We start from the raw sequence: 21,909 nt of genomic DNA, 5'->3' as shown, positions 1-21,909 counted from the left end.
ATTGAACGGTTTTCTCCACGCCTTTATTATATCATACACAAAAGAAAGGGGGAACGCGCATTCCTCTCCCACTTACTCCCTTTGGTCGTTGAAGTGGGAGTCTCCTGCGCGAAATAGGATGAATATGATTGAAATATGTGTGTACGGAGCAGATACAGTTTGTGCTTCTTGTGTCGGTGCCCCGTCATCAAAAGATACGTATGAATGGATTCAAGCTGCAGTTTCACGAAAATATCCGAATCATGCGTTTCAGTTCGTTTATGTTGATATTTTTTCGCCACCGGAAGATGATGAAAAGCGTCAGTTTGCGCAAAAGATCATCGATGAAGATTTATTTTATCCGGTTGTCGTTATTGATGGTGAGATTGTTGACGAAGGAAATCCGAAATTAAAAAACATTTATGAAGCGATTGAAAAAAGGGCGGAGTAATTCGCCCTTCATCTCAATATCCGTTATGGTACTTATACATCCATAAAACACCTGATTTTAGAAGGCGTGGGACGCGACCGGTTAGTGGACGATCAGCAACGAGACCAAATCCATGCTTTTTGCCTAATGATCCTAAAACGCCTTTTAATTTAATTGGTGGAAATTCGCTTGGTGGTTCTTCACCTTTCCACCGCTTTTGCAACACTTGGGCGATTTGTTCTGCCTGACCTTCAGCAAGTTGAGCGCTTGGGGCATGCGGTAAGCTTGCACAGTCCCCAACGACGTATACATTTTCTATATTCGGTATGTGATGTTGTGGTGTTAACACAACACGTCCTTGATTGTCTTTTTCAACATTCAGTTCGCGAACGACGCGATTCGGTTGAATGCCGGCAGTCCACACAATCGCATCACAGTGGATAGCTTCATCGTGGTTATATAACGTATGTTCTTCGACTTTTGTAATATTGGATTGGCGAATAAGCTCAACACCATGTGAATGAAACCATTGTTCTACGTAATGACTTAGCCGTTCAGGGAACATAGACAAAATACGTGTGCCGCGATCAAACAGTTTCACGTGTAAATCTGGACGACTCTCTACTAGTTCGCTTGCCAATTCCACACCGCTTAATCCAGCTCCAACGACGCCGACAATGCTATGCGGTGGGAGATTGCTTAGCTTTTGGTACGTTTCTCTTGCTTTGTCGATAGTTTGAATGCTATAAGTAAAAATGTCTGCACCGGGGACACCGTGATATTTGTCTTCACAACCTAATCCGATGACTAAGTCATCGTACGGAATACACGTTCCATCTTGAAGGTGAACGACTTCGTGATGAAGATCAATTTTTTGAACCTCACCGAACACATAAGAGAGGTGAGGATGTTCTGGGAACGGGACGCGAATATGCTGGTCACTAATTGTCCCGGCAGCCAAAGCGTAATATTCGGTTTTTAAGCAATGGTATGGAATGCGATCAATTAATGTAATATAAATATGTTCTGGTAAATTTGGAAGGATGCGGAGTAAAATGCGCATATTTCCGTATCCGCCGCCAAGTAGCACGAGGTTTCTCATGGAAGCTTTCCCCTTTTGATAAAATTCGACCATTAAAAGTATAACGAAATTGTGACAAAATAACAACATTTTTTCGAGAAACATGAATGATTAAGGTGTTTTTTTGACAGTAATATTACATCATTTTTTATGAAAGTGTTATAATAATAAGGTTGGGGTGAATATAGTGTTAAGACCGATTGTTGAATTTTGTATAAGCAATTTAGCAAATGGTTCCCAACGTGCCCTAGAGCAATTAGAGAAAGATCCTAACTTAGATATTATTGAATATGGCTGTTTAGGGTATTGTGGGAAATGTGCCAATACGTTGTTTGCGATGGTAAATGGGGATATTGTCACAGCAGAAAATGCGGATCAACTTGTCGAACGAGTTTATGCATATATTGAGGAAAATCCAATGTTTTAGGGGGCTATTGTGCCCCCTTTTTTTCTTCACGAATTTCTTGCCAACGGTCGTAAGCCATGTTGACGATTCCTTTTTCAATTGTTTCTTTTTTTCGTGCAATCACACGTGAAAAGTAAATAACCGCTTGTTTTTCTTTTCCTAGCCTGCGGTACAATTCGCCGATTAAATACAATAAACGGACTTCCGACATATGTGTATGAATAAAAGCATCCGTTTCTGTTGAAAATTCCTCTGTTGCCGCAAATCCACAGTGTGGACAAACATGGACGTAATATAAAAGCGGATTCGCTTCTTCGCTAGCATAATATGAACAAAAGTCCGTATCGTGTTGGACCGGGCGGATGAAACGTGAACGAACTTTTTTCGTTGTATATGTTTGTTTGCAAACAAGACATGTAACGGTACGATCGTATAAGACATCCATTATGTTCCCTACCTCGTATAGTTGATAGTCATATTATACTATACGCTGTTCGTGTTGCCTGTGACTTTTTATGTATTTGTAAAAAAGTTGTCACGGTTATGATGACGATGTATAGTGTTATTAAAGATGTATGCGGAGGGGAAGTAATGAGAAGTTTTTCATTTACGAAAATGCACGGTCTGGGAAATAGTTACATTTACGTAAATATGTTTAAAGAGTGTTTAGCAGAAGAAGAATTATCATATATCGCAAAACGTGTGTCAAATGTGCACACAGGAATCGGTTCGGATGGGCTTATTTTAATTTGTCCATCCGATGTAGCTCCAGTGAAAATGCGTATTTTTAATAGCGATGGATCGGAAGGAAAAAACTGTGGCAACGGGTTGAGGTGTGTAGCGAAATATGCATATGAACACGGAATTGTTCAGGAGGAACAGTTTCTCATTGAAACGTTATCAGGTCTTGTAGAAGCTCGTGTGTTTGTTGAAGATGGGAAGGTCAATAGTGTAGAAGTAAATATGGGAAAACCTCGTTTATCCCGCGCTGAAATACCGATGATAGGAAAAGAGGATGATATTGTCGTTAGTGAACCGATCGAATTTGAAGGGCATACGTATTATATGACAGGTGTATCGATGGGGAATCCTCATGCTGTGTTTTATGTGGATCAAATCGAAGATGCCCCCGTCACTTCTCTTGGACCGATTGTTGAAAAAGATGAGCGTTTTCCAGAAGGAATTAATGTAGAGTTTGTAGAAGTGGTGAACGACCGCGAACTTCATTTTCGTGTGTGGGAGAGAGGTTCCGGTGTGACGCAAGCGTGCGGAACAGGGGCTTGTGCAGCGGTTGTGGCATCCGTATTAAACGGAAAAACGAAGCGAAACGAAGAAACGGTTGTTCATTTAGCTGGTGGAGATTTGTACATTACGTGGAAAGAAAATGGTGATGTGTTGATGCGTGGAGCAGCCGAAACTATTTGTATAGGTGTATACTACTATTAAAAAGGAGTGAGATCGAATGGAACAAATCGTTTTGTTAACAGAAAAAGCCGTAGAACAAGTAAAACAGATGATGAAAGAAAGCGGAGAAGAACACGCTTATTTTCGTGTCGGTGTGTACGGTGGAGGGTGTAGCGGATTATCTTATGCGATGGGATTTGAACACAATAAACGTGAGGACGATCATGAGTTTGAACAAAACGGTTTGCGCATATTAATCGATAAAGAAAGTGCACTTGTATTAAAAGGAACGACGATTGATTATGAACAAGGAGCGATGGGTGGCGGATTTACGATTCATAATCCGAACGCTATTGCTTCATGTGGTTGCGGTTCATCGTTCCGCACAGCAACTCATGCTGGTACGCCGGAGGAATGTTAAATATGAAAGGGCAGAGGAATATCATCTTCGCTCTTGGGTTTGCACTAATTGTAGCGTTATTTTCTATTGCGAATATCCAAAACGTGAAAGTGAACTATATTGTCGGTTATTTTGAAACACCATTAGTGATTGTTATTTTAGGTTCTGTTACAGTTGGTGCATGCATCGTTTTTCTCGTTGGTGGATGGAAGTTTGTAAAGATGCGAAATTATACAAAAAAGTTAGAAAAAGAAATGGAGCAGTTGCGATCCTCTCTACCGAATGAGGAAGTAGCTGCCACGATTGAAAATGTGGTGAATGAAAATGATCATTCGAAGCCCCTCTCTTAAGAGAGGGGCTTCGAATTATTCAAACATCGATGTAGAATGAAGTGGTTGTACTTTTGCGTTTGGATCGATGTATGATTTCGCATTGTTGACCGCTGTTGGTGCTTCACCAAATCCGCAAGCAATTAATTTCACTTTTCCTTCGTATGTGCAAATATCGCCTGCTGCATACACACCTGGAATGTTTGTTTCCATTTTAGAGTTTACTTTAATGCAGTTTTTCTCAATTTCTAACCCCCACTCTTTAATTGGGCCAAGGGAAGAAATGAAGCCATAGTTAACAATGACTGCGTCAACATCAATCGTTTCGCGCGTTTTTGTTTTGACTTCTTCTAGAACAACCTGTTTGATACCGTTTTCATCCCCGATCAATTCGACAGGAACGAACGGTGTTTTTACATCAACAGATGAGTTCATTAAATTTTCGACGCTATGTTCATGGGCACGGAATTTATCACGGCGATGCACAATCGTTACTTTTTTAGCGATTGGCTCAAGCATAAGCGCCCAGTCAACTGCAGAGTCACCACCACCGCATACGAGCACATTTTGACCGGCAAATTTATTCAAATCATCAACGAAGTAATGTAAGTTTTTACCTTCGTATTGTGTCGCGCTTTCGAGCTCTAACCGCCGAGGCTGAAATGCACCGTTTCCAGCAGTAATGATGACCGCTTTTGAATAATGAATTTCCTTATTTGTCGTTAGTTTAAATGTCCCATCTTCCAATTTTTCTAACTTTTCGACAGACTGTTCTAAGCAAACGGTTGGGTTAAATTTGCTCATTTGTTCTTTCAAGTTGTCAATGAGTTGTTGGGCGCGAATTTTCGGGAAGCCCGCTACGTCATATATGTATTTTTCTGGGTAAAGCGCGGAAAGTTGTCCACCGAGTTGCGGAAGACTTTCGATAATTTTGACGCTCGCTTGACGCATGCCGCCGTAAAACGCTGTAAACATGCCGACAGGACCACCACCAATAATGGTAATATCGTATAATTTTTGATCTTCTTTCACGTTCTTTCCTCCTAAAACGCAAATTTTCATGTATTATCATACCATAAAAAATGGATAAACGCTTTTGTTGTTTTGAAAATTTCGACATGAACTCGATAAAAATTATGACTAAAAATTGAACAAATAACTCTTGAAAAAGAGAGAAAAAAAGAATAAGATGTTAACGTAGAAATGACAACTTTGTTACAAAACGTTGTATTTTTTTGGTCTATTTCGTGAATAAATTCACAAACTTTCTAAGCGATAAAAATCGTTCAAAAAGCGCAAGCTAAAAAAATAAGAAAAGGTGGAAGTGATTCGTTTGAAGAAGCCAAATGTTGTTGTATTAGGTGCAGGTTATGGTGGATTGATGACAGTAACGCGTTTACAAAAAATGATTGGCGTCAACGAAGCAAGCATTACGCTTGTCAACAAACATGATTATCATTACGAGTCAACTTGGTTGCATGAGGCGGCAGCAGGAACGTTACATCATGAGCGCGTTCGCTATGCGATTGCTGACGTCATCGACCAAAGTAAAGTAAAATTCATTCAAGATACGGTTGAAAAAATCAACCTCGAAGAAAAACAAGTGTTGCTTCAAAATCATGAACCATTAACGTATGATTATTTAGTTGTTGCGCTTGGATTTGAATCTGAAACGTTTGGCATTAAAGGACTAAAAGAGTATGCTTTTTCAATTGCCAACGTTAACGCAGCTCGTCAAATTCGCGAGCACATTGAGTACCAATTTGCGACATATAGCACAGAAGAAGAAAAACGTGATGAGCGCTTGACTATTGTAGTTGGCGGCGCAGGATTTACAGGAATCGAATTTTTAGGTGAGCTAGTTAACCGTGTTCCTGAACTTTGCCGTGAGTATGATGTTGATCCAAATAGAGTGCGTATCATTTGCGTGGAGGCAGCGCCTACAGTTCTTCCGGGCTTTGACCCAGAACTTGTTGAATATGCGGTAAATGTTCTTGAGAAAAAAGGTGTTGAGTTTAAAATCGGCACAGCGATTAAAGAATGCACACCAGAAGGTATTATCGTTAGCAAAGATGACCAAGTTGAAGAAATTAAAGCGGGAACAGTTGTATGGGCGGCTGGAGTACGTGGAAGCCGCGTTATTGATGAATCTGGCTTTGAAGCGATGCGCGGTCGCGTGAAAGTTGATCCGTTCTTGCGTGCGCCAGGCCATGAAGATGTGTTTGTTGTTGGGGACTGTGCGTTAATCATTAACGAAGAAACGAATCGTCCGTATCCTCCAACAGCGCAAATTGCGATGCAACAAGGAGAAGTTTGTGCGAAAAACTTAGCTGTATTAATTCGTGGGCAGGGTGAACTACAGCCGTTTAAACCAGACTTAAAAGGAACAGTATGTTCGCTTGGTCACGATGATGCCATCGGGGTTGTGTTCGGTAAGAAAATTTGGGGCACAAAGGCAAGTGTGATGAAAAAAGTGATTGACAACCGTGCGCTTTACTTAATCGGTGGCCCAACACTCGTTGCGAAAAAGGGAAAATTTAAATTACTATAAAAACGAGCGAAGCAATTTTTCGCTCGTTTTTTCTTTACAAATCATTTGTTTTTATGTATAATTATCTGAAAATTAAGAAAAAGGAGAGGTAGTTATGAATAAAACAACGTGTCAATATTGTGCAGGGAACGGTTATGTTCATGTAGCGGTCGGTGGCTCGGAAACATGCCATTATTGTGAAGGGACAGGAGTAGAAAAAGATGAAATGGTGATCAAGCAATAATTGACTGATGTTTTCGCTTTCAGTACACTTAAAATGGTGTATTGGAGGTGAAAATGTATGGAGATGAGCATTCCGGTTCTACTCATTTCTGTTTTATTATTTTTCGTTTTATTTTTTGGTATTGGTTTTTTATTAAATATGATTTTGCGGACGACGTGGACGATGGCGATATTAAGTCCATTTGTTTTGTTATTGTGGATTGATAAAATTTCTGTAATGGACTACGTGACAAGTCCATCCGCTTCGCTCGCTCATGTGAAAGAGCGAATCGAATCATTAGCAAGCGCCGATTTAATTATTTTAAGTAGCGGTATTGTTGGTGCTATTGTCTCAGGTGTCGTTATCCAGACGCTGAGAAAAAAAGGATATCGAATGTTTTAAGCCTTCACAATCGTGGAGGTTTTTTTTGTAGCTAATGTATATTTTTTTGAATGTTGGAAAGAAATACAACCGTGGGAGGAGTGAATAAATGGGTATAAAATGGTTAAGAAGAACGACCATGGTTGTATTGTTTCTATGTGCGTTCATGACGACATTTCAATCGATATCGGGCGTTGAAGCGAAAATGCTGTCTGATTGGTTTTCACCTTCACGTTTTTCTTTTTTCTCGTTTAAATCATTATTTTCATCAGATACGTATGAGTACGTAGCTGATCGTTTTCGTAAACACGAAAAACAAGTGACTCAACTCTCGTCACAGCAGACGACAAACGAATCGTTGACGCTAGAAGAAGCGTTTGACTGGTCACGATATCCTTCTGTCACAGTTGTAGCGACAGGATATACAGCGGGAGTGGAGTCAACAGGAAAAACGCCCGATCACCCGAGTTATGGCATTACATATTCGGGTGTACGTGTAAAACGTGATTTGTACTCAACGATCGCAGCAGATTTGAAAGTTTTTCCGATTGGAACGATTTTATTTATCCCAGGATACGGATATGGTGTTGTTGCAGATACAGGATCAGCGATTAAAGGTCATAAAATTGATTTATACTATGAAACAGTAGATGATGTGTATAAACATTGGGGGAAGAAAAAAGTGAATGTATATGTCGTCAAACGCGGAGATGGGACATTATCGGAGCAAGAGATGATCGCACTGAACGAAAACGAATCGATGCAAGTGTTTCGACAACAATATATAAAGAAAAAGGAAGTCGGGCTATAACCGAACTTCCTTTTTCTTTGTTATGCAACGTTTTCGTTATATGTTTGGTGTTCGTTTAGCGCTTTGTAAATGCGTGGTGCGATGACACCAGCAACAACTGATAAAATGATATCTTTTGGAAGTGGAACGAGCATCCAGCTCCAAGCCATTGTGTATGAAAAGCCTTCTGGTGCTTCAGCCCATAACTTATATGCCATGTACATCCAATTCGTTCCTACAACATAGTTAATGATCATACCGACGATTGTTGCGGTGATAAAACGCGCTATCGAACGGTTTGCACTTTTTTCAACCAATAAGCCAGTAACGTAAGCAGCAAGAATAAAAGAAAGAATAAAGCCAAATGTTGGAGCAACGACTATCGAGAACCCTCCGTTAAAACGGGCGAAAACAGGCGCACCGAACAGTCCAATGAGCATATACACTGTCATTGCCATCGCGCCGCGTTTTGCTCCGAGAATGGCGCCGGCTAATACGCAAAAAAACGTTTGTAGCGTAATAGGAACCCCTCCGATGACAAGAAAAGGTGCCCACGATGTAATGTTTGCTCCAATCGCCATAAGCGCGGCAAACATGGCGATAAATGTTAAATCTTTCGCTTTCATTTGTTAACCTCCTTATTTTGATAGTTAACAAAATCGTAGCTGATAAAACAAAAAACGTCAATACATAAGTGACATGTACTTGTACAATATAACGGTATGGAGGGATGACAATGAAGGAAGAAGAACAATTGCTTCGCGCAAATCGATTAGGGGTGAAAGAAGATATCATTCATGTGAGTGAAACAGATGATGGATATGATTTGCGCGACGCAGCCCATATTGGTGAGAAACAAATGGCGGCACCGAATTATCGCCAGTAAAGAAGAAAGGTGAGTTGGCAACAAGGCGACTCGCCTTTTTTTGGAGAAAGCGTTATATGAATCGTATTTGGATTAAAAGAAATGTTTATTTCAGACCCAATACCAATCGATTGGAGTTGTTTTTGTACTTCTTCTTGTTTCGATTGTTGAGCTTTCTCCATCAATTGTTTCGCAAAAACAGGATCGTTCGCAATTTTTGAGGAAATAGCTGTTGCGTCTTTAAAAAGTTTTTGGATCGCTTTTGCCGATTGTGTAAATTGTGTAATATCGACGTTTGGATACATCGTTCTCCCTCCTTGCAAGCAGTATATGATGGAAAGAAAAAAACGCTCAAAGTTCGCCTTTGAGCGTTTTTATAAGTAACGAATGAAAATATATGCGTGTGAAATAAGTAAGGAAATAAGCGTAAGTGGCGCTCCAATTTTCAGAAAATCAAAGTAGCTAAACCCGTGTCCTTCACGTGAGGCAATTCCTGCCACGATCACGTTTGCTGATGCTCCGATTAACGTTCCGTTTCCACCTAAGCAAGCGCCAAGGGATAATGACCACCATAATACATCAATTTGTGCTGAATCAGGAGATAGTCCCATTCCAACAGCCATATCTTGAATGAGCGGGATCATCGTCGCAACAAAAGGGATGTTGTCAATGGTTGCTGATGTGATTCCAGATACCCAAAGAATTAAGTAAGACGCGGCGTGAATATCGCCACCGGTAATTTCTAATGCTTTTTCTGCCAAACTTTTGATTAGTCCGATATCAACGAGACCGCCGACGAGCGTAAATAATCCGGCGAAAAAGAAAATGGTTGTCCATTCGACAGAAGCAAATACTTCTTCCAAATCGTGCTCTTTTACACCGATTAACATTAAAATAACTGCGCCTGTCATCGCGATGACCGCCGCATCGACGTGAATGACAGAATGCAACGTAAATCCTAAAATCGTTAATGCGAGAACAGAAACAGACTTTTTCAATAGTACCGCATCTTTAATGTATTGTTTTTTATCGACTTTCATAAGCCGTTCGATGAGCGCAGCGTTCGCTTGAAGACGTTTGCGATAAAAGACGTACAAAATCGCGATAATGACGAGCATAATAATTAAAACGACAGGGCCTAAATTAAATAAAAAGTCGTTAAACGTTAAATGTTTATTGGCAGAGCCAATCATAATGTTCGGTGGATCTCCGATTAACGTCGCTGTTCCGCCAATGTTAGAAAATAGTACTTCAGAAATTAAAAATGGAATAGGATCTACCTCTAACATGCGTGTAATGGAAAATGTCACCGGGACAACGAGTAATACCGTTGTGACATTGTCGAGAAAGGCGGAAAGGGTAGCTGTCAGTAATGATAAAATGACTAAAATGTTAATCGGACTCCCTTTCGCCATTTTTGCGGCTTTGACTGCTACATATTGAAAAAAACCTGACTTACTCGTAATATTAACAAGAATCATCATGCCGATTAAAAGCGTAATTGTCCCCCATTCGATATGATGGGTATACGCTGCGTTCAAGTCAACAATGCCAAAAATGATCATAAAAGCAGCACCTAATAAAGCGATCACAGCACGATTAACTTTTTCTGAAATGATTATGGCGTATGTAATCAAAAAGATAGCAATAGCCGCATAATATTGAAAGTTGCTTACTTCATGAGTTATTGTCTCATGCACGTCTGTCATTCCTTTCTTTTTGCAGTTTTTCAGTGGCTGAATTGTTTACGAATCCAATTATATTCCTTTTTACAAAGTGAAACAATTGCCTTTATGGTATAATCGATTGATGAGACGATATACGGAAAGGTTGATTGTATGACTAACATCATATTTGGACTGTTTTTGTACTTTCCAGAAGATAAAACCGAATACATTCCTGCTGCCATTTCGTTTATGGCATTTTTCATCGCTGCGGTGTTGACGATGCGGTTGATTATAAAAATTTCAAAGCGTCAAGAAGAAAAAGCAAAGCAATTTGAAGAGCAGCTGAAAAAACAACAAGCGAAAGATTAAATAAATGAAAATAGGGCATAATAAGCCGTAAATATGTAGTTGGAGGGCTTGTTGTGCGTCGAGTAATTGTTTGTTTCTTTTTATTGCTTGTAAGCGGATGCGTGGAAGAGAAAGTGAAAAGCGTCGATGTCAATGTAATTAATGAAGATGGAGACTCGCTTGGAACGATTAAAATGTCTCAACAACCTAAAGGAGTAAAACTGGACATTAACCTCAAAGGGCTGCCACCAGGGGAGCATGCGATGCATATTCACGACAAAGGAACATGCGAACCGCCTGAATTTAAATCAGCAGGGGAACATTTTAATCCAGAAGGAAAGGAGCACGGGCTTCTTCATCCGGAGGGGGCGCATGCGGGTGATTTACCGAATTTAATCGTGAAAGAAGACGGAACAGTTAAAGTACAATTGATGGCTCCGAATGTCAATTTATCAGAAGAGAAAAACGGTTTGTTTACAAAAAACGGAACGTCGATTGTAATCCATGAAGAAAAAGATGATGGCATGTCTCAGCCAGCGGGAAATGCAGGCAAGCGAATCGCATGTGGTGTCATAAAAAAGAAGTAGCAGCAAGCGATCAGCAAGCGATGTCGTCTTGCTTCTTTTTTTGAAAAAATACGTGCATTTTTTTCTAAATTATGTGAAAATTTATAACAGGGGGGATTCATGATGAAGTTAACTGAAAAAGAAATCGAAATCGTTGAACTGTTAGAAAAAAACGCGCGATTGCCGATTGAGACAATGGCGAAAATGCTTTCTCTTCCTGTTTCGGAAGTGGAGCATATGATAAAAAAGTTAGAGGAAGCAAAAGTCATTGTACAATATGCAACCATTGTGGACTGGCGGAAAGTTGATGGGCATGAAGGTGTGACAGCGATGATTGATGTAAAAGTGACACCAAAGCGAGGCGTTGGATTCGACGAGGTAGCAGAACGTATTTATCGTTTCCCGGAGGTCAAATCTGTTTATTTAATGTCGGGAGCATATGATTTATCTGTTGTTATTGAAGGACGTTCCATGTCTGAGATTGCCCATTTTGTTTCTGAAAAATTGTCAACGCTTGACTCTGTTATTTCAACGACAACTCACTTTATTTTGAAGAAATATAAACATGACGGCACTGTATTTGAACAAGGTGATCAAGATCGAAGAATCGTGGTGGCACCGTGATGCAAAAGACGAAAACGTACGTATCTGATACTGTATCGCGTTTACAACCATCTGGTATTCGGAGATTTTTTGATTTAGCAGCGAGCATGGAAGGGGTCATTTCATTAGGGGTTGGTGAGCCGGATTTTATTACCCCTTGGAGTGTGCGTGAAGCTTGCATTCTATCGTTAGAACAAGGATATACGTCATATACAGCAAATGCTGGTTTGTGGGAGTTACGAAAAGCAATTAGCGATTATTTAGCGCGCCGTTTCGAAGTGCTATACGACCCAGCAAATGAAATTATTGTCACGGTTGGAGCAAGTCAAGCGCTTGATGTTTCTCTTAGAGCGATTTTGAATCCGGGTGATGAAGTCATTGTTGTAGAACCAAGTTTCGTCTCATATGCACCGCTCGTTTCGCTAGCTGGCGGCGTGCCGATTCCAATTCAAACGAGCGGAAAACATCACTTTAAGTTACAGCCCGAACAAATTGAACAAGTTGTGACACCGAAAACGAAAGCATTAATTATTTGTTCACCGAACAACCCGACAGGAACGGTATTAAATAGAGGAGAACTGGAACAAATCGCACGCATCGTAGCAAAGCATGATTTGCTTGTTATCTCAGATGAAATTTACGCGGAGTTATGTTACGAGGAACAATATATAAGTTTTCCGGCCATTGCCCATATGCGAGAGCGAACGGTTTTAATTAACGGATTTTCAAAAGGATTTGCGATGACGGGATGGCGATTAGGCTTTGTTGCAGCACCGAAAGATTTGGCGGCGGCGATGTTAAAAATTCATCAATATACGATGATGTGTGCACCAACGATGGCACAATATGCAGCTATTGAAGCGTTGCAAAACGGGGCGGATGACGTCGAACAAATGAGAAAAAGTTACCGGCAACGGCGCAACTTTTTTGTGCAATCATTAAATGAAATCGGTCTTACTTGCCATATGCCGGGAGGAGCATTTTATGCATTCCCTTCCATTCAATCAACAGGCATGACTTCAGAGCAGTTTGCGGAACGTCTATTGTTAGAAGAAAAAGTTGCCGTTGTTCCTGGGCATGTGTTTGGAGCAAGTGGAGAAGGATATATTCGTTGTTCGTATGCTTCATCGCTTGAACAATTACAAGAGGCGATTCGACGCATGAAGCGGTTTCTTGAACGACTATAAAAAAGCTGACGGCCGTCAGCTTTCTTTGTTGTATTTGAGTTCATATAACATTTGCATGACGCGTAGAAAATCTTCTTCGCTAAATTCTTTTGCTTTTCGTAAAATAAGTTTTGCCCGTTTAAGTCCAATTTCTTTAATTAAGTATTCGATTTCTGGATCGAGGCTGGATGAATTGGATACATCTGCTCGTTCTAACAATTCTGATGCTGGAACATCAAGAGCGGTACAAAGTTTTAAAATTGTTGGTGTATCAGGCACTTGTTCACCTGATTCGTATTTTTGGATCGTTGCTACCCCTACACGAACTTTCATCGCCAATTCTTGTTGTGACATATTTCGCTGCTCTCGGTACATGCGAATATTTTCACCAATTGTGCTCATTTATTCTCCCACCTCTCCAAAATTCGTTTACAACTTTATCATACCATGTTCTCATTTATACTCGTGCACAAAATTAACACTTTTTAAGCGAATTATGTTACAATTTTTCAAAAAACGAGGAGTGTTTCATTTGGAGTGGAAGGAAGGTGCGATCGTTACGGGTATTGTGACGGGAATACAGCCGTACGGCATATTTGTATCGCTTGATGAACGAACACAAGGACTCATCCATATTTCAGAAATCACAGATGGATATGTAAGAAATATTTACGATTATGTGGATGTCGGGCAGTCCGTTCGGGTAAAAATTATTGCGATTGATGAAAAAACGAAGCGAATTAGCTTATCTTTACGAGATGTTGATCATGAAACAATGAATATCGAAACCCCTTTAGGATTTCAACCATTGAAAATGCAACTAGAAAAGTGGATTGCAGAAGCGAAAAAACAATACAACTCACCGAATGATCGGTGAGTTGTTCGTTTATGTCCTTGACATTTTTGGTTCTGTACGTCCGAGCTCTTCCGTTGGTTTAAACAGAAGTACGAGATTAATGAGCCCTGCAATTCCAACAAGAGCATAAACAATGCGAGCAAATGCCGATGCTTGTCCGCCGAAAATGGCTGCCACAAGATCGAAACGAAAAAAGCCAATGAGCCCCCAGTTAAGCGCTCCAATAACAGTAAGCAATAGTGCGATTCGTTGTAACGTACTCATGTTCATCCTCCTTGGTAAAGTAGTGTATTCATTTATAGAATGGATAATTATTTTTGAAATATGCACAACGAAAAAGAAAAAAATGCAAGTTTCTTTACTTATTTGTTTATTTTAGAAATAATGGAGAAAAAGGAGGAAATTTAATGGAACAGTTTATTTTTCACAACCCAACAAAATTAATTTTTGGAAGAGGACAAATTGAACAACTAAAGAAAGAGCTTGCTCCGTATGAACGTATTTTAATGGTGTATGGTGGGGGCAGCATTAAGAAAAACGGTGTGTATGATGATGTCGTTTCTGTTTTTCGCTCATTGAATAAATGGTGGACGGAGTTATCAGGTGTCGAGCCGAATCCACGGTTATCTACTGTTCAAAAAGGGATTGACATATGTCGTGCAGAAAAAGTTGATTTTATTTTAGCTGTTGGTGGCGGAAGTGTTATTGATTGTGCAAAGGCAATTGCTGCAGGCATTCTATACGATGGAGATGCATGGGATTTCATTTCACGAAAAACAACCGTTCAGCGGGCGCTTCCACTTGGAACTGTATTAACACTAGCAGCCACAGGATCAGAAATGAATGCAAATTCTGTTATTACAAATTGGGAAACGAAGGAAAAATACGGTTGGAGTAGCCCGGTTGTTTTTCCTAAATTTTCGATTTTGGATCCTGTTTATACAACAACTGTTCCGAAAGATCATACAGTGTATGGTATTGTTGACATCATGTCGCACGTGTTAGAACAATATTTTCATCATGCCCCAAATACGCCACTGCAAGATCGGATGTGTGAGTCGATTTTGAAAACGGTGATCGAAACGGCGCCAAAACTTGTAGACGACCTGCAAAATATCGACTATCGTGAAACGATTTTATATTGTGGAACGATGGCTTTAAACGGAATTTTACGCATGGGGCTGCGTGGTGATTGGGCAACACATAATATTGAGCATGCTGTATCAGCGGTGCATGATATTCCGCACGCAGGGGGGTTAGCTATTTTATTCCCGAACTGGATGAAACATGTGCTTGATGAACATATAGAGCGGTTTAAGCAACTAGCCGTTCGTGTGTTTCATGTTTATCCAGAAGGGAAAGGAGATCGTGAAATCGCGTTAGAAGGAATTGAAAAGCTTCGGGCATTTTGGAATAGCTTAGGCGCTCCAAGTCGATTAGCTGATTATGACATTGGCGAAGAATCATTGCCACTCATAGTGGAAAAAGCGATGGCGTTCGGCTCGTTTGGTAATTTTAAAAAGCTACAACACGATGATGTTATGGCGATTTTAAAAGCTTCGTTATAAAGTGCGAAAAATGTCATAATGAATCCGTTTACATGGTTTTTGCTAACTTGATTCTCTTTGTTTGTTTCGCTAAAGTGAAAGAGGATACAATCATTGAGGAGGAAACGTACATGACGCATATTCAGTTTGACTACTCAAAAGCGTTGTCGTTTTTTGGTGAACATGAACTAACGTATTTGCGCGATGCTGTAAAAGTAGCACATCATGCACTTCATGAAAAAACAGGGCAAGGAAACGACTTTTTAGGATGGATTGATCTTCCTGTCGCATATGACAAAGAAGAGTTTGCTCGCATTCAACAAGCAGCGAAAAAAATTCAACAAGACTCTGATGTGTTATTAGTGATCGGTATTGGTGGTTCTTATCTCGGGGCTCGTGCAGCGATTGAAATGTTGCAACACTCGTTTTACAATGTGCTTCCGACAGAAAAGCGGAAGACACCACAAATTATTTTCGTCGGTAACAACATTAGTTCTACATACATGCGTGATGTGATGGATTTACTCGAAGGAAAAGATTTTTCGATCAATGTCATTTCAAAATCAGGAACGACGACAGAACCTGCGATTGCCTTCCGTATTTTCCGTAAGCTTCTTGAAGAAAAATACGGAAAAGAAGAAGCTCGTAAACGCATTTACGCAACAACAGACCGTGCGCGCGGAGCGTTAAAAACGTTAGCAACGGAAGAAGGATATGAAACGTTTGTTATTCCAGATGATGTTGGAGGACGCTACTCTGTTTTAACAGCTGTCGGTTTATTACCGATTGCAGTAAGCGGAGCGAATATTGAAGCGATGATGAAAGGCGCTGCACAAGCGCGTGAAGATTTCAGTAAATCAGAGTTAGAAGAAAATATCGCTTACCAATACGCTGCGGTGCGAAATGTGCTTTACAATAAAGGGAAAACAATTGAAATGCTCATTAACTACGAGCCAGCATTGCAATATTTTGCAGAATGGTGGAAACAGTTATTTGGCGAAAGTGAAGGAAAAGATCAGAAAGGGATTTTCCCAGCTTCAGCAAACTTTTCAACTGATCTTCACTCTTTAGGACAATATGTGCAAGAAGGTCGTCGCGATTTGTTTGAAACAGTGTTAAAAGTGGAAACGCCGCGTCATGAGTTGACGATTGAGGCGGAAGATAACGATTTAGACGGTTTAAACTATTTAGCAGGAAAAACAGTCGACTTTGTCAACACAAAAGCGTTTGAAGGTACATTGTTGGCGCATACCGACGGGGGCGTGCCAAACTTAGTTGTCACACTACCGCGATTAGATGAATATACATTCGGTTATCTCGTTTACTTCTTTGAAAAAGCGTGCGCCATGAGCGGATATTTACTTGGTGTGAATCCGTTTGACCAACCGGGGGTAGAAGCATACAAAGTAAATATGTTTGCCTTGCTTGGTAAACCAGGATACGAAGAGAAAAAGGCAGAACTTGAGAAGCGATTGAAATAATTAAATTTAAAAGAGCTTTCCCTGCGCGCAGGGAAAGCTCTTTTTTTTGGACATAATAATGAACAGAGGAGGCGTGATCAATATGATTGAAATTCCATCTAGACTAGAAGGAAAAACGTTTTTGTTAAACGTGTTAGAACAACAATTAAAACCGCTTGGTTACGTAATCGGTGGAAATTGGGATTATGATCACGGTTCGTTTGATTATAAAATGGCAGATGATGTCGGCTATCAATTTTTGCGTCTTCCATTTGTTGCTGTAGATGGGCAGCTTGATTCGTATGGGGCAACGGTTGAATTGAAACGCCCATACGTCCTATGTCATAAATATCAGCGCGGATTAGACGACAACGTGCATGTTGGAAACGTAAGCGCTTCGTTTAATCAGTTTTCCGAACCAGAAGACTCCGATGCAACTGTACCAGACAAATATGTATCGATGGCAAAGATGCTTGTCAAAGATGTAGAAGATCTGTTATTACACTAATACAATGAGCTCATCTGTTTTTTGAATGGCTGTATGGCCTTGTGGATTGATCGTTACTTGTTGCTCGTTTGCAATGCCGATGAGCAATAGTCCTTCCTTGTTTAACTCGGTAAGCAATGTATGAAACGACATGCCGATCCATTCATCGTGAACAGTTAAACGCTTGATCGGATGTTTTTTCAATTGTTCCATGTCGTTTAATATATTTGGGGCTGAAAGACAATTTGTCATTAAAAAACTGATCCATTTATTCGTTTCAATAACTGCATCGGCTCCCGCTCGTTTTGCATTATCGACTTGCGGTGTTGTTAATACTTCCACAACAGTATATACATCGGGGTGGAGTGCTTTAATTGTCAAAAGAGTGACAATAGATGCTAAGTCCGCTTCTGTTTCATTTTTATGTTGGTTCGCAGTAATGATGACGGCATGAGCGTCGAAAACGTTCGCTTTTTTCCATACATCATCGTGGGTCGGATTTCCTTTAATAAAATGAATGTGCTTCGGCATATCCCAACGTTGCAATGTTTCGTCGATGACAAGGCACGGCACATGGGGAGGTAGAAGTGTGAGCAGTTGGCGAATCCGTTCATTCCAACCAACTAAAATAACATGTTGACCTTTTGTATAAGGAAGCTCCCCAGCTGATAAAGCGTTTTCTTTTGAAATGGCCTTCGCAGATAGTGTAACAAAATAAGCTGAGACGAACGCGGTGCCGAGCGAAATGAGAGCGATGGCGACAACTTTACCAACGACAGTTTTTGGAACGAGGTCTCCATAACCGATAGTTGTAGTTGTGATGAGCGCCCACCATATTCCGTCGAATGTTGTTGAAAATGTTTGTGGCTCCACGATATGAATGACAATCCCAAATAAACAAATGATCGTTGTAATTGTTAGTATGATGCGTGCGAGCGGAGAAAGCCGCCAATATGAAGCGAGAAACTCGTACCATCTCATGTATTTTCCCTCCTTTTTTATCATTGTAGACGAGAAAATCTCGTTTCTTACATATTTTTTCTACAAAAACAAACGATATAAACGAAAGGAGGGAATGAAATTGGATATAAATCGCATCAAGCAAATCGTTTCTTCCCCAGATGATATTCGTGTATGTTATCACGGTCAGTCTGTTTGGATTGATGGGTACGATGAAGCAAACCGAACAGCCACCGTACATATGCGTGGGAGGGAACATGAACGCCATACCGTTCCAGTGGAAGAATTGACGGAAGAGTAAAAGAAAAAACCCTTGCATGGCAGGGGTTTTTTCTATGGAGCATATCGGGATCCCTTCGCACTGCCAGCACGACGCTCTTCCAAGCTTGTCAGTTACACTACCCAAAATCCTTGAAAAACAGCTTCGTGTTTTATTCAAGTAAAAGTGTAGAAAATAGCATTTATTACGTGAATATGACGGATGGGTGTGCATTGCAGTATTCGAAGTGTGATTTACACGACCAATGCCATCGAACGAACGATCAAGGAGATTCGGAAACGTCTCAAGCCGATGAACAGTTTGAGTAGTTTAGAAGCAGCTGAAAAAGTCGTGTATTTGACCATCCAAGATTTTAATGAGAAATGGGCAGGACGAAAGTTACGAGGATTTTCCGAAGCGCATGAAGCCCTTCAACGAATGTTTGAAGAATGTTACAATTAACTTAATGTAAATAAATGAGATAAGGGGATTCTCCCTTCCTACACAAGAGACTGAATATTCAGTCTATTGTGTGGAGGAAACCAGTCTCCCCTCTATTCTAAATCTATTTCAGAGATACCCTATCTATTTTACATTACACAAAATTCTTGACGGTACCTAGGAACAGATTTGTAATAAAAAAATTAACACTATAACGTTTGACTGTATATTTTTTTTTGCTATATAATTTCATTAAACATACCGAATAATAATAGATGGGGAGTGAGTTCGTTGGGAAGTTGCTTAAAATTGGTGAACTTGCAGAATTAGCTGGTGTTTCCAAACGAACCATTGATTATTATACGCAGTTAGGATTGCTTGAGCCCGTTCGTTCTGAGACCAATTATCGCTATTATCCTGAAGAGAGTATTGAGCATTTACAGTTAATCCATGCATTAAAGAAACAGCATTTAACTCTCGAGGAAATAAGAGAGCGCCTGCAGCTTATGAAAAAACAGCCTGCTCCGATGAATGAAATTATCGATAAAATTGAGCATCTTCAAGAACAAATGCAGCATATTCAAGAAGAAGTGCTGGAATTAAAGCCGTTGCTCAAACAATTAAATGAACAACAGATCAAGATGATGACAAAACCATTGACCCAGCAAGGTTACGCATTGCTACATTCATTAGGGATATTGCTTGGTGGAAATCCTTTTATATATGATTTTCTTTCAAGGAAATAGTGAAGAACAAGAAAAACATATTATACAATTAGCAGGAGGTGGATTCTCTAGCTGTTTGCATGCAGTTAGAGAGCTTAATTGGAGATAGTTAATTTACTGATGGTTGGCATTTTAATTGCCTTGACGGCGTTTTTTGTTGCATCAGAATTTGCCATTGTCAAAGTGCGCCGTACACGGATTGATCAGCTCGTGGCCGAAGGAAATCGAAGCGCCATGGCTGCAAAAAGAGTCATCAGCAATTTAGATGAATATTTATCAGCTTGCCAGCTTGGTATCACCATCACTGCACTAGGGCTTGGTTGGCTTGGGGAACCAACGGTGGAACATTTGCTTCGTCCTGTATTTGAGCAAATGAATTTGAATGAGTCTGTAGCATCTCTTCTTTCTTTTGCGATTGCGTTTGTGGCGATTACCTATTTGCACGTAGTTGTCGGTGAATTAGCGCCTAAAACATTGGCGATTCAAAAAGCGGAAACCATTACGTTGTTATGTTCAAGACCTTTAATCTTTTTCTACAAAATCATGTATCCGTTTATTTGGGTATTGAACGGATCAGCACGTGTCATCATCGGATTATTTGGACTAAGACCGGCATCCGAACACGAAGTCGCCCATTCTGAGGAAGAGTTGCGGCTTATTTTATCTGAAAGTTATAAGAGCGGAGAAATTAATCCGTCGGAGTATAAATACGTAAACAATATTTTTGAGTTTGACAATCGGATTGCCAAAGAAATTATGGTGCCGCGCACAGAAATTGTCGCATTAGATAAAAACGATTCAATCGCGGACATTTTGGAAATTATGAGGAAAGAAAAATATACACGCTATCCTGTTATAGACGGCGATAAAGACCATATTGTTGGGATGGTGAACATAAAGGAAATATTAACGGATTGTATTCGAAATCCACAAGCGATTGAAAAGAAGTTAGATGATTATATTCGTCCAATCATACAAGTAATTGAATCGATCCCTATTCATGACTTGTTCGTAAAAATGCAGCGAGAACGAGTCCATATGGCGATTTTAGTTGACGAATATGGCGGAACAGCTGGACTTGTGACGGTTGAAGATATATTGGAGGAAATCGTCGGTGAAATTCAAGATGAGTTTGATATTGATGAAGTTCCGATGATTCGCAAAGTGAACGAGCATACTACCATTGTTGATGGAAAAGTGTTGATTGAAGAGGTAAACGATTTACTTGGAACGGATATCGATGATACCGATGTCGATACGATTGGCGGTTGGATTTTAACGGAGAAATTTGATATTCAACAAGGTGAGATTCTCTCCTACGGTGATTATGAATTTAAGGTATTAAAAATGGAAGGTCGCCATGTCCAATTGGTTGAAATCACGAAGCGTGTAAAAACTCCTTTACTTACCGTACAAGAAGAAGCGGAAACAAAATAACAGTTAATATTAAAGAGAGGCTGTCTCATAAGGGTCTGACCTCACGCGAGCTTCACAATATATCGTTCATTTATCCAACGTGATGTCCTATATATTGTGTTGCGGGGTCTGACCCTGTGGTTTTTTGGGCAGCCCCTTCGTTTTTCTAAAAAGACAAGTCATTATTTTATAACACCGTTTCGATTTTTAAAACTATTGGGAGACAAAACAAGACTAACAATCATGGGACTAGTAAATAATCAAGATTGTTGCGTGTGTGAATTATACTAATATAAATGATAATCATTTTCGAGTTAAATATTCTCAATATCGACGCTCCGAATAGAAGGAATTTGATGGATAAATTCGTATACATCTGTCGTTGCCTGCTTTTGATCAACGGATACCTTTAGCTCAACAAAGTGGTTTCCGTTGTCTAAATCTTTAATGCGGACAGTTTTGATGCGAATATTTTTTTGTTTAATAGCGTCGATTACTTCTGAAATTTTTGTTGCATCTAATACAATCAGTTTGACAGAAAGTTCTTTTTCTCTCAGTTGTTTTGGTCCGAAGACGGTTGTTACAAGAGG

31 protein-coding genes and 1 pseudogene (1 of these 32 cut by a window edge) are annotated in these 21,909 nt (G+C 40.0%); 22 read left to right on the top strand and 10 right to left on the bottom strand.

Annotated elements, in window-relative coordinates; translation table 11 throughout:
• Positions 1–124 precede the first annotated feature (124 nt).
• The gene (locus NST18_RS12440; RefSeq protein ID WP_035018906.1) at positions 125–430 is read left to right on the top strand and encodes a YuzD family protein; all 306 of its coding nucleotides are present in this window, start codon (positions 125–127) and stop codon (positions 428–430) included.
• A 13-nt stretch (positions 431–443) separates the two neighbouring features.
• Here NST18_RS12440 and NST18_RS12435 read toward each other — a convergent pair whose 3' ends face one another.
• On the bottom strand, positions 444–1,511 hold the full coding sequence (locus NST18_RS12435) for an NAD(P)/FAD-dependent oxidoreductase (RefSeq protein WP_004892340.1): 1,068 nt from the start codon (positions 1,509–1,511) through the stop codon (positions 444–446).
• A 166-nt stretch (positions 1,512–1,677) separates the two neighbouring features.
• Here NST18_RS12435 and NST18_RS12430 point away from each other — a divergent pair, with 166 nt between their 5' ends.
• Complete coding sequence (locus NST18_RS12430; protein ID WP_006322168.1) at positions 1,678–1,917, top strand: YuzB family protein; 240 nt, start codon at positions 1,678–1,680, stop codon at positions 1,915–1,917.
• A 4-nt stretch (positions 1,918–1,921) separates the two neighbouring features.
• On the opposite strand, the gene NST18_RS12425 is transcribed toward NST18_RS12430, so the two are convergent.
• Positions 1,922–2,341 carry a DUF2225 domain-containing protein gene (locus tag NST18_RS12425; protein ID WP_004892335.1) on the bottom strand — a complete coding sequence of 140 codons (420 nt, stop codon included), beginning with the start codon at positions 2,339–2,341 and terminating at the stop codon, positions 1,922–1,924.
• A gap of 146 nt (positions 2,342–2,487) precedes the next feature.
• Between NST18_RS12425 and dapF the strand changes: the two genes are divergently transcribed.
• The 3 genes from dapF to NST18_RS12410 are packed head-to-tail and all read left to right on the top strand — an operon-like array spanning position 2,488 to position 4,050.
• Entirely contained in the window at positions 2,488–3,342 is an 855-nt protein-coding gene (gene dapF / locus NST18_RS12420; RefSeq protein WP_004892332.1) for a diaminopimelate epimerase, read from the top strand.
• 16 nt (positions 3,343–3,358) lie between these two features.
• Complete coding sequence (locus NST18_RS12415) at positions 3,359–3,721, top strand: HesB/IscA family protein (RefSeq protein WP_004892330.1); 363 nt, start codon at positions 3,359–3,361, stop codon at positions 3,719–3,721.
• Positions 3,715–4,050, top strand: a complete 336-nt coding sequence (locus NST18_RS12410; protein ID WP_004892327.1) for a LapA family protein — start codon at positions 3,715–3,717, stop codon at positions 4,048–4,050. Before NST18_RS12415 ends, NST18_RS12410 begins: the two co-directional genes overlap by 7 nt.
• Positions 4,051–4,065: 15 nt before the next feature.
• Here the strand turns inward: NST18_RS12410 and NST18_RS12405 are convergent, their stop codons facing one another.
• Entirely contained in the window at positions 4,066–5,061 is a 996-nt protein-coding gene (locus NST18_RS12405; RefSeq protein WP_004892325.1) for an NAD(P)/FAD-dependent oxidoreductase, read from the bottom strand.
• 292 nt (positions 5,062–5,353) lie between these two features.
• On the opposite strand from NST18_RS12405, the gene NST18_RS12400 reads away from it, so the two are divergent.
• The 4 genes from NST18_RS12400 to NST18_RS12385 all read left to right on the top strand — a co-directional run bounded on the left by NST18_RS12400 (position 5,354) and on the right by NST18_RS12385 (position 7,974).
• On the top strand, positions 5,354–6,580 hold the full coding sequence (locus NST18_RS12400; protein ID WP_004892323.1) for an NAD(P)/FAD-dependent oxidoreductase: 1,227 nt from the start codon (positions 5,354–5,356) through the stop codon (positions 6,578–6,580).
• A 94-nt stretch (positions 6,581–6,674) separates the two neighbouring features.
• Complete coding sequence (locus NST18_RS12395; RefSeq protein WP_004892321.1) at positions 6,675–6,803, top strand: YuiA family protein; 129 nt, start codon at positions 6,675–6,677, stop codon at positions 6,801–6,803.
• 57 nt (positions 6,804–6,860) lie between these two features.
• Positions 6,861–7,184, top strand: coding sequence for a YuiB family protein (locus tag NST18_RS12390; protein ID WP_004892319.1), 324 nt, complete (start codon positions 6,861–6,863; stop codon positions 7,182–7,184).
• Between the two features lie 88 nt (positions 7,185–7,272).
• Positions 7,273–7,974: a 3D domain-containing protein gene (locus tag NST18_RS12385; RefSeq protein ID WP_004892317.1), complete on the top strand. Its 702-nt coding sequence runs from the start codon at positions 7,273–7,275 to the stop codon at positions 7,972–7,974.
• Positions 7,975–7,994: 20 nt separating this feature from the next.
• On the opposite strand, the gene NST18_RS12380 is transcribed toward NST18_RS12385, so the two are convergent.
• Positions 7,995–8,579, bottom strand: coding sequence for a biotin transporter BioY (locus NST18_RS12380; RefSeq protein WP_004892316.1), 585 nt, complete (start codon positions 8,577–8,579; stop codon positions 7,995–7,997).
• Positions 8,580–8,689: 110 nt separating this feature from the next.
• Between NST18_RS12380 and NST18_RS12375 the strand changes: the two genes are divergently transcribed.
• A complete protein-coding gene (locus NST18_RS12375) occupies positions 8,690–8,839 on the top strand; it encodes a hypothetical protein (RefSeq protein WP_164875865.1) in 150 nt (49 codons plus the stop codon).
• On the opposite strand, the gene NST18_RS12370 is transcribed toward NST18_RS12375, so the two are convergent.
• Together NST18_RS12370 and NST18_RS12365 are read right to left on the bottom strand one after the other, a co-directional pair.
• On the bottom strand, positions 8,827–9,123 hold the full coding sequence (locus NST18_RS12370; protein ID WP_004892313.1) for a hypothetical protein: 297 nt from the start codon (positions 9,121–9,123) through the stop codon (positions 8,827–8,829). The genes NST18_RS12375 and NST18_RS12370 overlap by 13 nt on opposite strands.
• Before the next feature lie 69 nt (positions 9,124–9,192).
• Positions 9,193–10,518, bottom strand: coding sequence for an ArsB/NhaD family transporter (locus NST18_RS12365; protein ID WP_004892309.1), 1,326 nt, complete (start codon positions 10,516–10,518; stop codon positions 9,193–9,195).
• A gap of 138 nt (positions 10,519–10,656) precedes the next feature.
• On the opposite strand from NST18_RS12365, the gene NST18_RS12360 reads away from it, so the two are divergent.
• From NST18_RS12360 to NST18_RS12345, 4 genes are all read left to right on the top strand, one after another.
• Positions 10,657–10,854 carry a hypothetical protein gene (locus tag NST18_RS12360; protein WP_004892308.1) on the top strand — a complete coding sequence of 66 codons (198 nt, stop codon included), beginning with the start codon at positions 10,657–10,659 and terminating at the stop codon, positions 10,852–10,854.
• Between the two features lie 53 nt (positions 10,855–10,907).
• Positions 10,908–11,420, top strand: coding sequence for a superoxide dismutase family protein (locus tag NST18_RS12355; RefSeq protein WP_004892305.1), 513 nt, complete (start codon positions 10,908–10,910; stop codon positions 11,418–11,420).
• Positions 11,421–11,522: 102 nt separating this feature from the next.
• Complete coding sequence (locus NST18_RS12350; protein ID WP_004892302.1) at positions 11,523–12,023, top strand: Lrp/AsnC family transcriptional regulator; 501 nt, start codon at positions 11,523–11,525, stop codon at positions 12,021–12,023.
• Positions 12,023–13,189: an aminotransferase gene (locus NST18_RS12345; protein ID WP_004892300.1), complete on the top strand. Its 1,167-nt coding sequence runs from the start codon at positions 12,023–12,025 to the stop codon at positions 13,187–13,189. The genes NST18_RS12350 and NST18_RS12345 overlap by 1 nt, the downstream gene beginning before the upstream one ends.
• Positions 13,190–13,204: 15 nt before the next feature.
• Here the strand turns inward: NST18_RS12345 and NST18_RS12340 are convergent, their stop codons facing one another.
• Entirely contained in the window at positions 13,205–13,570 is a 366-nt protein-coding gene (locus NST18_RS12340; protein ID WP_004892298.1) for a helix-turn-helix domain-containing protein, read from the bottom strand.
• 130 nt (positions 13,571–13,700) lie between these two features.
• On the opposite strand from NST18_RS12340, the gene NST18_RS12335 reads away from it, so the two are divergent.
• Entirely contained in the window at positions 13,701–14,045 is a 345-nt protein-coding gene (locus NST18_RS12335; protein WP_004892296.1) for a CvfD/Ygs/GSP13 family RNA-binding post-transcriptional regulator, read from the top strand.
• Positions 14,046–14,054: 9 nt separating this feature from the next.
• Here the strand turns inward: NST18_RS12335 and NST18_RS12330 are convergent, their stop codons facing one another.
• Complete coding sequence (locus tag NST18_RS12330) at positions 14,055–14,288, bottom strand: DUF378 domain-containing protein (RefSeq protein ID WP_004892293.1); 234 nt, start codon at positions 14,286–14,288, stop codon at positions 14,055–14,057.
• A gap of 143 nt (positions 14,289–14,431) precedes the next feature.
• On the opposite strand from NST18_RS12330, the gene NST18_RS12325 reads away from it, so the two are divergent.
• From NST18_RS12325 to NST18_RS12315, 3 genes are all read left to right on the top strand, one after another.
• On the top strand, positions 14,432–15,592 hold the full coding sequence (locus NST18_RS12325; protein ID WP_340721474.1) for an iron-containing alcohol dehydrogenase: 1,161 nt from the start codon (positions 14,432–14,434) through the stop codon (positions 15,590–15,592).
• A 110-nt stretch (positions 15,593–15,702) separates the two neighbouring features.
• Entirely contained in the window at positions 15,703–17,052 is a 1,350-nt protein-coding gene (locus NST18_RS12320) for a glucose-6-phosphate isomerase (RefSeq protein WP_004892287.1), read from the top strand.
• A gap of 82 nt (positions 17,053–17,134) precedes the next feature.
• Positions 17,135–17,539: a YugN-like family protein gene (locus NST18_RS12315; RefSeq protein WP_004892286.1), complete on the top strand. Its 405-nt coding sequence runs from the start codon at positions 17,135–17,137 to the stop codon at positions 17,537–17,539.
• Here the strand turns inward: NST18_RS12315 and NST18_RS12310 are convergent.
• Complete coding sequence (locus NST18_RS12310) at positions 17,531–18,499, bottom strand: potassium channel family protein (RefSeq protein WP_004892284.1); 969 nt, start codon at positions 18,497–18,499, stop codon at positions 17,531–17,533. The genes NST18_RS12315 and NST18_RS12310 overlap by 9 nt on opposite strands.
• 100 nt (positions 18,500–18,599) lie before the next feature.
• Between NST18_RS12310 and NST18_RS12305 the strand changes: the two genes are divergently transcribed.
• The 4 genes and pseudogenes from NST18_RS12305 (at position 18,600) to NST18_RS12290 (ending at position 21,340) form a co-directional block, all read left to right on the top strand.
• The gene (locus tag NST18_RS12305; RefSeq protein WP_035018897.1) at positions 18,600–18,779 is read left to right on the top strand and encodes an H-type small acid-soluble spore protein; all 180 of its coding nucleotides are present in this window, start codon (positions 18,600–18,602) and stop codon (positions 18,777–18,779) included.
• Positions 18,780–18,974: 195 nt separating this feature from the next.
• Positions 18,975–19,199, top strand: a pseudogene (locus NST18_RS12300) (transposase); the annotation flags it as partial.
• Positions 19,200–19,453: 254 nt separating this feature from the next.
• Positions 19,454–19,924 carry a MerR family transcriptional regulator gene (locus NST18_RS12295; protein WP_004892278.1) on the top strand — a complete coding sequence of 157 codons (471 nt, stop codon included), beginning with the start codon at positions 19,454–19,456 and terminating at the stop codon, positions 19,922–19,924.
• 78 nt (positions 19,925–20,002) lie between these two features.
• Complete coding sequence (locus NST18_RS12290; protein ID WP_004892276.1) at positions 20,003–21,340, top strand: hemolysin family protein; 1,338 nt, start codon at positions 20,003–20,005, stop codon at positions 21,338–21,340.
• Between the two features lie 293 nt (positions 21,341–21,633).
• On the opposite strand, the gene NST18_RS12285 is transcribed toward NST18_RS12290, so the two are convergent.
• Positions 21,634–21,909: the final stretch of an MgtC/SapB family protein gene (locus tag NST18_RS12285; protein ID WP_004892274.1), read on the bottom strand. It continues 402 nt past the right edge of the window; only the last 276 of its 678 coding nucleotides appear in the window; the start codon falls outside the window, past its right edge — the gene reads right to left on this strand; it ends in the stop codon at positions 21,634–21,636.

The organism is Anoxybacillus sp. FSL W8-0104, assembly GCF_038004465.1.
GTDB classification, from domain to species: Bacteria; Bacillota; Bacilli; order Bacillales; family Anoxybacillaceae; genus Anoxybacillus; species Anoxybacillus flavithermus_G.
The sequence above is the reverse complement of the archived record's forward strand: the minus strand, read 5'-3'. Positions and strand labels throughout refer to the sequence as shown.